Raw genomic sequence first — 13,406 nt, 5'->3', positions numbered from 1 at the left:
AAAAGACTTAATTGAAAATGAGAATAGTTGAAATTAATTTTATTTAATGATATTGACTAGAACCAGTGACCTTGAGGTTACGAGCCCCAAGACTTCCATTTAAAAAACTATTTCACGGGGCTTCGACGCTATGAATTTGTAGAAATGTGTTCAATAACGTGTTCAGTTTTATATTCACTTTTTATACAAAAATTTGAAATAAGGAAATTATATATATCCCTTATATATATTTCTATACATTGATGTTTTTTTCTAATTATCCTATTTTATATTTTTTAATACCAGATTCTAGAAGAGAATAAGTTATGAGTATTTTTTAACTATTTAAATAGGCATAAACTTAGGTTAAAAAACTTCCTCTTACAAAGAAAGATACTTTTATTACAGTAGGGATCTTGCCATTTCAAACAAACACAATTTTATTTTATTTAGTCTCTATTTTACTGTAAAATAATCTTCACTTTAATTATTGGTAAAGTGTGTTTTTTAATTTTTACAATATTCAAAGTATAACCCTTATAATTTAATAAAGAACAATCTTTCAACTTATAGTTATTGAATATCTCGACAAAAATTAACCAGCTTTTGAAATATAAATATGCCTTTATGTTAGTTCTCGACGAATATCTTTATGTCTCTTAAAATTAACATTTAATATAACAAATAAACTATCATGAAAGTATTTTTCACTCTTATTTCAACAATTCTAATCAGCACATTAGTTACGGCGCAAACAGAAATACCCGTTATAAATAGTTCTATTGAAAACACAACACCTTTTTATCAAAACAAGAGAAATGGAGATAAATGGTCTTTAGAAGGTTTTTGGTTCAATGAAAATAGTACCCAAAGCAAATTTGATGCTGCTAATAGTGGCCTAGCTCCAGGAGAAGGTATCGATGACTCACAAGCTGTCAAATCAAAAGTAATTAATGGCAATGGCGCTGCATCTGAAGTAACGCTTGTTTTTGGCGATAATGACATAAGCTCTTATGGCCCTGGAATTTACACATTTACTTTTCATGTTAAAGCGTTGAAACCCGTATCATCAAGACCATTCTGGATTGTTTTGAATACATTAGATAGGGATAAAAAAGTTGTGTCTGCTCCTGAAGTAACTACTGTAGATAATGGAGGGACTGTTTCATGGAGAGGTTTGGAAAATGGCTACTTATCTCAGTCAATTACGGTTAAAATTGCTGATAATACCGAAGGTAAAAACATCAAGTATTTACGCTTACAAATACAGCATGCTATTTTTACCAATACTTATTGGTTTGATAATTTTAAATTAACCAAAGAGTAAATGTATTTTCTTGTTTAATTTATCAGATTATATTAAAAAATCTATCCTGAACAATAATCTCCCATATTATGAACTAAATAGAGACAATGTTAATGTACTCTTATTAATAAGTTTGTAGCTATAAATATATTAACCCAATTAAAACTAAAGACATTATGAAAAAAAAATTTACTCTGACTTTGGCCTTTATGGCTTTTTTCTTCTCCTATGGACAATATAATGTTCCATTAACTAATGCTGATCTTGAATCCAGTACTCCTATGACAACTACAGACGACGTAAAATATACTATTGATGGTATGTATATTAATGAAGCAGTGGACGGTGCTTTTGACGAGACATCAAGTGGCTTAGCGCCAGATGAGGGTGTAGGAGGCTCTCAAGCTTTTAAAATTGTGACTCAAGATAGTGGGTCTACCCTAAGCTGGCACACTCAGTTTTATACGGACAGAGTGGATATAAGTGGTTATGGCATGGGGGATTTTACTTTTTCATTTAAAATGAAGGCGGCTACTGTACCTGAGGGATACCCAATTTGGATGATTATCAATACTTATGATGAAGATGGAGCGAAAATTTCTGGCGAAACACTTTATAACTATACAAATGGTGGTGCTGCGCAGTATTGGCTAATGGCAGACGACTACCAAGAAGCTTCAATACCATTTTCAATTCAAGCAAACTCTGGTGGAGGCAAAAATGCAAAGTTTGTTGAATTGGCGGTCCAAATGTCGAAATATACTAATACATACTGGATAGATGATTTGTCCTTGGCTTCATCAATGTCGCTATCTTTAAAAGAATTCAAAAATATTGGGCTTAGTATGTATCCAAATCCGGCTACCAATTTTACTACTATTAAGAGTGTGACAACAATAAACAATATTTCGGTATATTCCGTAACGGGTAAAATTATATTTAATAAGACAATTGATAAAAGAGAGTATAACCTCGATGTTAGTTCTTTTTCAAAAGGAATGTATTTGTTAAGCGTTTCTAATGATAAGGGGAAATCAACAACGAAACTTATAGTTGATTAACTCTAGAAATGGTTTTAATATACCTAGCACATATGCATATGTTAAATGAAATAAAGATAGATGCTTTTTACAAAGCATCTATCTTTTTAACGAATAAACTTGTTATTGTATGAAATATTGGTTTCCCATATTTTCGAGAGGCAAATTGTTAATTTTAATTCTAGTAATTCAAACAACCTTTACTTATACACAAGAAAATTTTGTAAAAAATTTGGATGATCACTATCTTTATTGGGGATCATATCATAAAACACCTATTTCTGATATACAAAATCCTAAATGGGTTCCAAAAGAGACTGTTATTGAGGGTTGGGATTGGTTACTTCCTGAATCTGTAAAACCTTCTAAACTTTCCAATCTTTGCATTGCGCGTAATTTTGGTCTTGATAACAGAAAAATAGAGCAATTACCCGAGGTGAATTTTAAGACTAATCCTGTCATTTCGCATTGGGTTAAATGGAGAGAATTAGAGCCTATTGAAGGAGAAATAAACTTCGAGCCTCTAATTGAAAATATTAAGAACGCTTCTGAGAAGGGTTATGGATCAATTATACGCATTCATTTTTCGGCAACAGACTTTGCACCTGAATGGGTAAAAAAATATAACATTCCCATTCGAAAAGAACAGAAAGAAAATTCACAAAAGCGAAATTACGAAGTTAGTCATCCTGAATTTCACGAGCGCTACTTAAAATTTGTAAAGGCTTTGGGTGAAAGTGGTATTCCGAAAATGAAAGAAGTAAAAGGCCTGTTTCTAGGTTACGCCTCACCATCCAATGGAGATGAAGGTATTGGTCCTTATCCAGAAGGAAACGTCAATGCCAATGATACTATTCAGCATGTAAGAGAGCGAATAGATGCTTGGGCAAATGCCTGCAAAGGTGTGGAACAAAAGGTATTCATGGGAGGCATGGCAAATTATGGTTTCAACAAAGGTTTTGGTATAAGACGAGGTTTTGTAGAAATGTATCTTTATCATATCCCCGATGAACATATTGGACAAGAAATAGATGCTAATGGCTACTTAATTGTAGAGGAGTCCAATAATATCATTAATAAAAATTTGTTTCATGGTGAAGAAAATGAAGAGTATGAGGAAAAATGGGCAACAACCGAGAGGGGCTTTCGCTTCGGAATAAATACCGAGCCTTACCCTTACCGCTATTTTACAGCTAACCTTAGGTTATTGCAAATGCGTTGTAACTATTTATTAAATAACGAGTTTTCGTTACTGCCCGAAATGCTGTCTTGGGTTAGCCTAGAATTAGGAAAAACAATAGAGGATGCTCCAGATGCTTGGTGCTTTTTACGTGAAAGTTATTTAAAAGGTAACAAGGCGCGTCCTGTAAAAAACTTTGAACGATGGGTGTATCAGCGGGACTATCCAGGTTATGAAACAAAACCAGTTGCAAAAATAGATCATCCCATTAAAATGTGGATGGTTCAACCCGATATGTATTATGATTATGTTGCCAGAAAAGGTAATAAAATTGGTTTCGATGTTGACGATAATTTCCTTTCGGCTAATCGCAAATTTGCAGTTAAAATATCTTACATGGATGTAGGTCATGGAAATTGGTCTTTGGTATTTCAAGGAGAAAAGAGGCTTGAAGAAAGAAAGTTAAAGAGTGAAAACTCCGGAAAAATAAAAACAGCTACTTTATTCATCACGGCTGATTTTAAAAATAAAACACTTCCTTTTGATCTCGAAATACATGGAGAAGGTGATTTTGAACCTACCATAAGTTTTTTAAGAGTTATAAAGGTATAAGAAGATGAGAAAATTAATATTAACAATAATCTTATTAGCTATTACCATTGCTTGTACCTCGGCTGAGAAACCAAATGAATCTAAAAATAAAAAAAAGGTATTTTTATTTGCAGGACAATCCAATATGGATGGCAGAGCTAACGGCGGTGACCTTAGTGAAGACGATTTGGCACGATTGGAAAAAGTAGCCAATAGAATTGTTTTTTATTACAATCACAAACCTGTAACACCGCTACAATTAACCTCAGCCAGTAAATTCATAAAAAATAAATTTGGGTTTAATGAAATTTTTGGGCCAGAGCTGTTTTTTGGAATCGAGATGGCAGAAAAATATCCTAATGATGAATTTATTTTTATAAAACGTTCAGTGGGAGGAACATCCCTTTATGGTTGTTGGAATCCTGACTGGACTTATGAAAAAGCAAACCAAATGAATGAAGCAGACAAACCAAAACTGTATTCTGATTTTATCGAATACACAAAGAGTATTCTTGCATCCATGAACGAAAATGAGTATGAAATTGCAGGGATGCATTGGGTTCAAGGAGAAGCAGACAGCAATATCAAAAATTATGGAGAAGAACCTGCTATTACTTATGGAAAAAATCTTAAAAATCTTGTAGAAAGTGTCCGCGAAGATCTAAAAGTACAGCACATGCCATTTACCATATTTCAAGTTGGAAAAGGAAAGGTTATTGAAGGTATGGAAGAAGTTGCTAACAATGATGATAATGTATATCTAATTCCACAATCAAATGATGAAACCTCAGCTGATTACTATGAACAGTATCCTAAACCACTTGGCCATTATACAACTAAAAGCATGAAAATAATTGGAGTAAATTTCTTTAAAATTTATGACAAAATCTATAAATAAAAGTGCAAACACAATTTCTAAAAAACATATAAACACAAAACTATTAGAACTATGAAATTACTAAAAATTTTAAGTTTAACCTTGTTATTCCTTTCTTCAACTTCATTTATTTATCATGTTAAAACGAAAGAAAAAGTAAGAATACTTTTAATCGGTGACAGTACAACTATTGGAGGTAAAGGTGTTTTTGAAACCACCATTGAAGAAATCATCAATAAAGACTTAGAAACGCCTTCAGTTGAAGTTATTAATTCTGCAAAAGGAGGAGAAACAGCCTTTTCTGTTGTTGAAAGTGGTCGATACGATAATGATATCAAACCTTTAGATAACATTGACTATATATTTGTGAGATATGGCATCAATGATTCTTTTAAAAGAAAACCTGTTGAAGAAAATTTCCCTGAAGACTATAAAAAGCTTATTTCTAAATTAAGATCTGATTTCCCTTCTGCAAAAATTATTCTAACTACGATTATTCCTTTCTTTAAAAATGAAGACGACTCAATAATCATAAATAATATGGTTAAACAGTTAGCTGAAGAAGAAAAATTAGAATTATTTGACGTTTATCCAGTATACAAACAAGCATTGGAAATACATGGTGAAAATTCTATGAATGTAAGGTTTTTTCCTCTTTCCGACATTCCAGAGGTTTATAAAGAAGTAGCCTTACCCTATTCTTCATATGTTGAATGGAAAGAAACAGATATGGTTAGAGTTTTAACTACTGAGTTAGACCCTGTTTTCGGCAATTTAGAAGGATGGTACAACGATGGTCATCCCAACCCAATGGGATATAGATTACTAGCGTTGGAAACAGTAAAATACCTACTTCCAAAATTAAAAAGTAATCCAAATTCATTACCGTTGTCAAAAAAAGAAGCAGAAAGTTTCAGGGATAAAATATATGAGTTTACTGCACCAAAAGAATTTAAAGCTGGCGAAAAAATAAAAGTAAATGTTAAATATGCTGCCAGCCAAAAAAGAGATTTAGCTGTTTTTATTCAATTAAATAAAGATCCATGGATTACTGTATCTGCAACTTTAAAAGGTGTTGACCTTGGTTCTGGGACCGAAGAATTTAACATTCTAATTCCCAAAGACATAAAATCAGGATCTGACTATAAAATTGTAGTTAATATTTTACCTAAGGGAAAAGGATGGCCAGATAGATTAGATGAGCGATCACAAGCTAATGTGAGTATCAGTAATTAATTTCATTAAATAAATAACAAAATGAAGAAAATCAAATATGTATTGTATGTAATGTTTTTTACAGCATCACTTTATAGTTGCAAGAATGAAAGGAACAGTAAAAACGAGATACAACCAGAAGAAGAAAAACAAATACAGCCAAACATTATTTACATATTGGCAGACGATCTTGGTTACGCAGATGTTGGTGTTTATGGTCAAACAAAATTTGATACTCCGAACATAGATAAACTAGCAAAAGAAGGCATGTTGTTCACACAGCATTACGCAGGTAGCACGGTATGCGCACCTTCGCGAAGTGTGTTGTTATCAGGTAAACATACTGGACATACCTCCATTCGAGGTAATAAAGAACTTATTCCTGAAGGACAACACCCGTTGGATGCTGAAACTTACACTATTGCTGAAATGCTAAAGGATGCGGGCTATAGCACTGGTGCTTATGGCAAGTGGGGACTGGGATTTGTCGGCTCGGAAGGAGACCCTAACAAGCAAGGCTTTGATGAGTTTTATGGTTATTATTGCCAGCGTCAGGCACACCGTTATTATCCAGAACATTTATGGCATAATAATGAAAAAATTGCTTTAGAAGGAAATGAGGGTTTTAAAAACACAAACACTTATTCTGGTTATTTAATCCATGAAAAAGCATTAAACTTTATAGAAACAAACAAAGACAAACCGTTTTTCTTGTTTTATCCCAATGTAGCACCTCATGCTGAACTTATTGTTCCAGAAACTGAGCTAGAAAAATTTAGAGGTGAATTTGAAGAAAAACCTTTTATAAATAATGACGCAGGCGCTAACTATGGGGATGAAAACTTTGAAGTTAAATACTATACGTCACAACCTGAGCCAAGAGCTACTTTTGCTGCAATGGTAGCTTTACTAGATCAACAAGTAGGTGATATTATGGTTAAACTAAAAGAATTAGGATTGGATGAGAACACCATAATTATATTTTCTTCTGATAATGGGCCACATAAAGAGGGCGGTGCCGACCCAGATTTCTTCCGTAGTAATGGGGATTTAAAAGGATATAAGAGAGATCTTTATGAAGGTGGAGTAAGAGTTCCTATGATTGTTCGCTGGCCAACTAAAATAAAGAGCGGCTCTGAGTCAGACCATATTTCTGCTTTTTGGGATATCATGCCAACATTGGCTGATGCCACTGGAGCACAAGCTTCTGAAAATATTGACGGTATTTCCTTTTTACCAGAATTGTTAGGAAAAGAGCAAAAGAAACATGATTTCTTATACTGGGAATTTCATGAACAGGGAGGCAAAATGGCCGTTAGAAAAGGCATATGGAAAGCTGTAAAATTAAACTGTTTTAACGAAGCTAAAACAAAAGTAGAATTGTATAACTTAAGTGTTGATGTAGGTGAAGAAAACAACATAGCTTCTCAACATCCAGAAATTGTAAAAGAGCTAGTTGAAATTATGGAAAGAGAGCATATAGAAAACGAAGATTTTCCCTTCAGAGCTAATGTGGCCAATAATTACTAAAAAATCTAAATTATATTTACAATGAAATTTTTGAAATTATTTTTTACGGTAATCTTATTTTCTTGTTCCTCACAATTATTAAGAGCCGAAGTTAGCTTGGCTGATATTTTTTCGGATCACATGGTCTTACAACGTAACATGGATTTAAAAATATGGGGTACTGCCGATTCTGAAGAAGAATTAACACTCAGTTTTAATGGGCAAAACGTCAAAACAAAAGCTAACAATAAAGGTGAATGGTCTTTAGTACTTAAGCCCATGTCTGAAGGAGGGCCTTTTGTTATGACCGTTGAAGGAAAGAACAAAGTAGTACTTAAAGATATTTTAATTGGTGATGTTTGGGTATGCTCAGGACAATCCAATATGGGTTGGACTGTAAAACAATCGAATAATGCAGAGGAAGAAATTTCAAATGCCAAATATCCTAATATTAGACTATTTAGTGTACCTCATAATGTTAGTAATATTCCGTTAACAGAAATTCCCAATAGATCTTGGCAAATTTGTTCGCCTCAAACAATCAGGGATTTCACAGCGGTAGGGTATTTCTTTGGTAGAAATTTACATCTCGAAATAGGTGTGCCTATAGGATTGATTAACTCAAGCTATGGTGGAACCTGCGTTGAAACCTGGACTTCAAAAGAATCAATCGCCAAACTACCTAATTACGAGGGTTTTGATAAAAAGATTGAAGCTTTCGATATAGAGGAAGAAAGAAATAAAAAAAGAAATAAGTTACGTTCCGTACTCGGTGAATTGCCTAAAAATGAAACAGGCATGGCAGATAAATGGATGCTACCAGATACAGATCGTAGTGATTGGTCTAGTATGCAACTTCCAAACGAATGGGAAAACCAGGGATATGGAGATTTAGATGGTGTTGTTTGGTTTAGCCATGATGTGGATTTAAATTTTGACAATACTGCAGATAAAATAGAGCTTCACTTGGGCATAATCGATGATTCGGATATTGTTTGGGTAAACGGAGTTAAAGTTGGTGAAACAAATTGGGGTTTTAATACAAAACGTATTTACAGCATTCCACAAGAAGCTATCAAATCAGGGAAAAATAATATCACTATTAGAGTACAAGACAGAAGAAACAAAGGTGGATTTTTAGCACCAAAGACAGATTTTTATATAAATCTTGGAAATGATAAAGTGTCCTTAAGTGGTAAATGGAAGTTTAAAGTTGATAAAGTTTATGACAATTTTGATATTTCCCCAAACGCTCAACCAAGTTTACTTTACAATGCCATGATTCATCCTTTAATTCCATATGGTATAAAAGGGGTTATTTGGTATCAAGGAGAAAACAATGCACCTAGGGGAATGGAATACAGAATAACTTTTCCCAACATGATTAACAATTGGCGACAAGACTGGAAACAAGGAGATTTTCCGTTTCTATTTGTACAATTAGCAAATTTTGGAGCACCTAATAATATGCCTAGTAACTCTAACTGGGCAGAGTTACGGGAATCTCAAACAAAAGCCTTAAAACTTGAAAATACGGGAATGGCTCTTGCCATAGATTTAGGAGAAGCTTTCAATATTCATCCAAAAAACAAGCAGGATGTTGGTGAAAGATTAGCCTTGGCAGTACAAAAAATAGCCTACAATAAAAATATTGTACACTCAGGACCTCAATATAAATCCATAAAAATAAAAGGCAATAAAGCTATTATAAGTTTTGATTATGTTGGCTCTGGTCTTGAAGTAAAAAATAAGAACGATCAATTAAAAGAATTTGAAATAGCTGGTAAGGATCAAAGATTTTATAAGGCAGTGGCAAAAATAGAAGGAGACAACATAATTGTTTGGTCTGAAAAAGTTAGCAATCCGGTTGCTGTACGTTTCGCCTGGGCAAATAATCCTGCAGAGTTTAATTTTTATAATAAAGAAGGTCTGCCAGCTTTACCTTTTAGAACAGATGATTGGAAAGGAGTTACTGATGGAAAGTCATTTGACAATTTATAAACCAACAAAAACAATGAATTTATTATTATGAAAAAACTACTTTACGCTTATTTTTTGGTATTGTTATTATTCTCTTTTAATAATCTGCCTGCTCAAGAACTAATCGTTTTTGAAGATATTCCAGGTCGCACAATATCAGATCATTATCAGTGTAGAATTAAGTTTGAAAGTGAAAGCGATAACGAATGGCAAGAAGCACATGTGCTTCAGACTAGAGCAAAAGAAAAGTCTGAAGATGCAGAAAATGCTTATTATGATATTCTAAGAGGATTTACAGCTTCTTGGATTGCTTTTGAATCTGATTTTGAAGGAGATAATGTTATTGTTGAAATCTCCAAAAAAGATGGTTCACCAATAACAAAAGCCATGGTTAGACCAGTTGGAGATGCTTCACCTGCAAAAATCTCTAATGGAAAGGCATACATTACTTTTTCAGAACCAGCTAACGTCAATGTAGATATAAACGGGCAAATGGAAGATAATTACACAGGTTTTGGTTACAAAGGTCCTAAAGTTCATACCATAACTTTATTTGCAAATCCAGTATTTCCAAAACCAGACCTCAACGACCCAACTGTAAAGGTTCTGCAACCTGATGAGGATATTAATACTCTAGATCGTTCTACTTGGCAAACCCTTGTTTTTGCTCCTGGTGTTCACGACATAGGATTGGGGTTTCAAATTCTTAGTGATGAAACCATTTACATTCCCGGTGATGCTGTTGTAAAAGGAACTATTCATCCATTAAATAAATGGGGAAATGATGCTTCCAAAAATTTTAAAATATATGGCTCTGGGACTTTGAGCAGTGAGCATATTGTAAGGCATCCAGATGATGATGATAACAAATCGGTTAAACCCTTTACCTATCAGGCAGAAGGTGCTCACCTAGAAGGCTTCGTAATTGCAGACCCGGCATTTCATACCCTCAATATGAATCACTCAGGTGGCAATGCAACTAATCTTAATATTTATAAAAATCTTAAAATTTTAGCGTGGAGAAAGAATAGTGATGGGATAAACGCCTTTCGAGACTCTGAAGTTTCAGATTGTTTTTTCAGGATACAAGACGATGCCTTTTATCTGGGTAGCAGTAATGTAAATCAACATGACAATGTAGTTTGGACGGATGCGAACGGAGCTGTTTTATTCCTACAAAACATTAAAGATGGAAGTACATGTAAATTTAATAATATAAAAGTCATTTATCAACGCTCACAATGGCATTGGTGGCATGGAGGGCGAATAATAAGTTTTCGGTCTTTGCGTCCAGGAAACATCCTTACTAACATTCATATAAAAAATATCATTGTTGAGGACCCCTTACCTGCTTTTCCTCCATTTTATGGAAGAATGGAGTCTAAAAGCAACTCAAGCGAAAGTATAACAATTAAAAATCTTGTTTTTGAAAATATTCATCAGGAACATGATGGTGTATCTACTAGTATGGATGAGAATAAAGGAAAACCTAGAAACACCTTAGATGGATTAGATAATGATAGAAAATTTGAAAACATCACTTTTAAAAACTGTTATTTTAATGGTAAGCCCCTAACAAATTTTGAAGAAGGTAATTTTCATAAAGAGTTTGTTGATTTAAAGACGGTTAAGTTTATTGAAAACTCTAAATAATTATGAAACTGATTAACTTTTATTTTGACATTGAAATTATATGAAAGCCAAAAAAATATTTATTTTTATTAGTATAGTTTCGCTAAGCTTGTTTATTCATAGTCAAAACAATACAACCAAGAATAATTATCCTTTTTGGCCAATTTATCAGCATTTAGAAATTAAAGCCCTCGATACCATAAAAGCCCAAACGTGGTATGAAAACGATTATGTAATAAATGGATGGGATTGGTCATTTCCAAAATTTGTAAAACCTTCTAAGAATTCATTTGTAGGGCTACAACGCAATATTGGTTTGAAGAAAAAATTTCAACCATTAGATTTACAATTTAAAATAAATTCTGTTGGTATTCTTTGGGTAAAATGGCGAGATATAGAACCTACAAAAGGTAGCTATAATTTTCAACCTATTATTGATCGTATTAAGCAAGCTAACAGCGTTGGTTCAGACATAATCTTAAGAATTCTTTGCCATTCTAAATCAAGAGGTATTGGCCCAAAAGCGTTAGAAAATGGAGATGCTCCTCTTTGGTTAGATAATCTTGGTGTAAATCTATTATCAAAAAAGTCACCAAAACACAATCTTAATTTTGATCCTTCTCATCCTGAATTCCACAGGCACTACCTTAAGCTTGTATATGAGCTCTCTAAAACCAACATACCAAAAATGGTAAAAGCAGCTTATGTAGGTTACGCTTCACATAGTTTTGGTGACGAAGGTATTGGTCCTTACTCAGAAAATGAAGGAAGTGCCAATGATACTGTACAACATGTTCGACAAAGATTAGATGCGTGGCAAAATACGTTTAATGGAATGGAACATAAAGTGTTTATGGGTGGTCCTATTGAGTATGGTTTTCAAAAAGGATTTGGAGTTCGTCGCGGTTTTGTTGAAATGTATATGTACAGAATACCCAATGAAGACCTAGGCCAATATGTAGATAATAACGGTTATCTTTTAGTAGATGAAGAAGCACCTATTTTAAAATACAACTGTTTTAATGGAGAAGTTAATGAAGAATATGAAGATAAATGGGCAACAGCAGATCGAGATTTTAGATTCGGCAAAACTACAGAATCCTTTCCTTATCGTTATTTCACAAGTTCATTACGAGCATTGCAAATGCGATGTACTTACATACACACAACTGGGCACTTGATTCCTAAAATGCTACCTTTTATTGCACAAGAATTGGGTAGAACTATTGAAGACACACCAGATGTTTGGACTTTTTTAAGAACTAGCTACATCAAATCAAACTTTTATAAGAAAAATGATTATAAAAATAGACCAATAACTTTAAAAGAACAGAGAGAAGGTATAGAAACCAAAAATTTTGAACGCTGGCTTTACCAACGTGATGCTCCAGGCTATGAGACAACCCCTGCGATTAGGATTGGACATCCAATTAAAATGTGGATGATTCAGAATGATAAAGACTATGACTTTATTGCTAGAAAAGGATTTAAAATAGGTTTTAACATAGATGACAGATGGGATGGACAAAATCAGGAAAAGCAATTAGCAATCAAGATTACTTATTTTGATAATGAAGCGGGTAAATTATGCCTTCGTTATAAAACAACCAAAAAAACTTTTGTCAAAGAGCAACTTTTAAAAAATGATGGATCTATGAAAACAGTTACTTTTTTTATAGATGGATTGTTAAATAATAATGCCGACGATGGATTTGATTTTATCATTGAAAATGACAATCCTCATAAGAAAATTACAGTTGCAATGGTAAGAATTGTAAAAGCTAAACCGAATAAATAAAAATTCTTACAAATAAATTTTAAACTTATTTAATCATTATAATTATTAAGATAACAACTACTTATGCGAACAACTGTTTATTTTTTTAGAATAGTCATTTTTTTGTTCTCATTTAAAATACTATGTGCACAAGAACTAGTTGTTTTTAACAATATTCCAGACCGATCTGCCTCAGATCATTATCTATGTAGGGTTAAACTTGAAAGCGAAGATAATACGGCCTGGCGCAATGCTTTCGTTCTGCAAACCCGAGGCAAGGAAGAATCAGAAGATCCGGAAGGTGCCTATTACAATGTTAT

The 13,406-nt window shown here is 33.3% G+C and carries 9 protein-coding genes; all 9 read left to right on the top strand.

What is annotated here, in order from left to right; genetic code table 11:
* Positions 1-673 precede the first annotated feature (673 nt).
* Positions 674-1,306, top strand: a complete 633-nt coding sequence (locus CHB67_RS09415; protein WP_089381528.1) for a hypothetical protein — start codon at positions 674-676, stop codon at positions 1,304-1,306.
* Between the two features lie 155 nt (positions 1,307-1,461).
* Positions 1,462-2,346 (top strand): T9SS type A sorting domain-containing protein, encoded by an 885-nt coding sequence (locus CHB67_RS09410; protein ID WP_089381527.1) that lies wholly within the window; start codon positions 1,462-1,464, stop codon positions 2,344-2,346.
* Between the two features lie 109 nt (positions 2,347-2,455).
* Positions 2,456-4,117, top strand: a complete 1,662-nt coding sequence (locus CHB67_RS09405) for a beta-galactosidase (protein WP_089381526.1) — start codon at positions 2,456-2,458, stop codon at positions 4,115-4,117.
* A gap of 4 nt (positions 4,118-4,121) precedes the next feature.
* Positions 4,122-4,994, top strand: a complete 873-nt coding sequence (locus CHB67_RS09400; protein WP_089381525.1) for a sialate O-acetylesterase — start codon at positions 4,122-4,124, stop codon at positions 4,992-4,994.
* 51 nt (positions 4,995-5,045) lie between these two features.
* A complete protein-coding gene (locus tag CHB67_RS09395; protein WP_089381524.1) occupies positions 5,046-6,209 on the top strand; it encodes an SGNH/GDSL hydrolase family protein in 1,164 nt (387 codons plus the stop codon).
* A gap of 21 nt (positions 6,210-6,230) precedes the next feature.
* Positions 6,231-7,718: an arylsulfatase gene (locus CHB67_RS09390; RefSeq protein WP_089381523.1), complete on the top strand. Its 1,488-nt coding sequence runs from the start codon at positions 6,231-6,233 to the stop codon at positions 7,716-7,718.
* A gap of 21 nt (positions 7,719-7,739) precedes the next feature.
* A complete protein-coding gene (locus CHB67_RS09385) occupies positions 7,740-9,698 on the top strand; it encodes a sialate O-acetylesterase (protein WP_089381522.1) in 1,959 nt (652 codons plus the stop codon).
* Between the two features lie 27 nt (positions 9,699-9,725).
* On the top strand, positions 9,726-11,330 hold the full coding sequence (locus CHB67_RS09380; protein WP_089381521.1) for a glycoside hydrolase family protein: 1,605 nt from the start codon (positions 9,726-9,728) through the stop codon (positions 11,328-11,330).
* A 40-nt stretch (positions 11,331-11,370) separates the two neighbouring features.
* The gene (locus tag CHB67_RS09375; protein ID WP_089381520.1) at positions 11,371-13,107 is read left to right on the top strand and encodes a hypothetical protein; all 1,737 of its coding nucleotides are present in this window, start codon (positions 11,371-11,373) and stop codon (positions 13,105-13,107) included.
* Positions 13,108-13,406: the final 299 nt, after the last annotated feature.

This window comes from Lutibacter agarilyticus, from assembly GCF_900188235.1.
Taxonomy (GTDB): domain Bacteria; phylum Bacteroidota; class Bacteroidia; order Flavobacteriales; family Flavobacteriaceae; genus Lutibacter; species Lutibacter agarilyticus.
The sequence above is the reverse complement of the archived record's forward strand: the minus strand, read 5'-3'. Positions and strand labels throughout refer to the sequence as shown.

Excerpts from the sequence above, each read along its gene's own strand:
- CHB67_RS09390 (WP_089381523.1), top strand. The coding sequence starts at position 6,231 with ATGAAGAAAATCAAATATGTATTGTATGTAATGTTTTTTACAGCATCA.
- CHB67_RS09405 (WP_089381526.1), top strand. The coding sequence starts at position 2,456 with ATGAAATATTGGTTTCCCATATTTTCGAGAGGCAAATTGTTAATTTTA.
- CHB67_RS09410 (WP_089381527.1), top strand. The coding sequence starts at position 1,462 with ATGAAAAAAAAATTTACTCTGACTTTGGCCTTTATGGCTTTTTTCTTC.
- CHB67_RS09385 (WP_089381522.1), top strand. The coding sequence starts at position 7,740 with ATGAAATTTTTGAAATTATTTTTTACGGTAATCTTATTTTCTTGTTCC.
- CHB67_RS09380 (WP_089381521.1), top strand. The coding sequence starts at position 9,726 with ATGAAAAAACTACTTTACGCTTATTTTTTGGTATTGTTATTATTCTCT.
- CHB67_RS09415 (WP_089381528.1), top strand. The coding sequence starts at position 674 with ATGAAAGTATTTTTCACTCTTATTTCAACAATTCTAATCAGCACATTA.
- CHB67_RS09400 (WP_089381525.1), top strand. The coding sequence starts at position 4,122 with ATGAGAAAATTAATATTAACAATAATCTTATTAGCTATTACCATTGCT.
- CHB67_RS09375 (WP_089381520.1), top strand. The coding sequence starts at position 11,371 with ATGAAAGCCAAAAAAATATTTATTTTTATTAGTATAGTTTCGCTAAGC.
- CHB67_RS09395 (WP_089381524.1), top strand. The coding sequence starts at position 5,046 with ATGAAATTACTAAAAATTTTAAGTTTAACCTTGTTATTCCTTTCTTCA.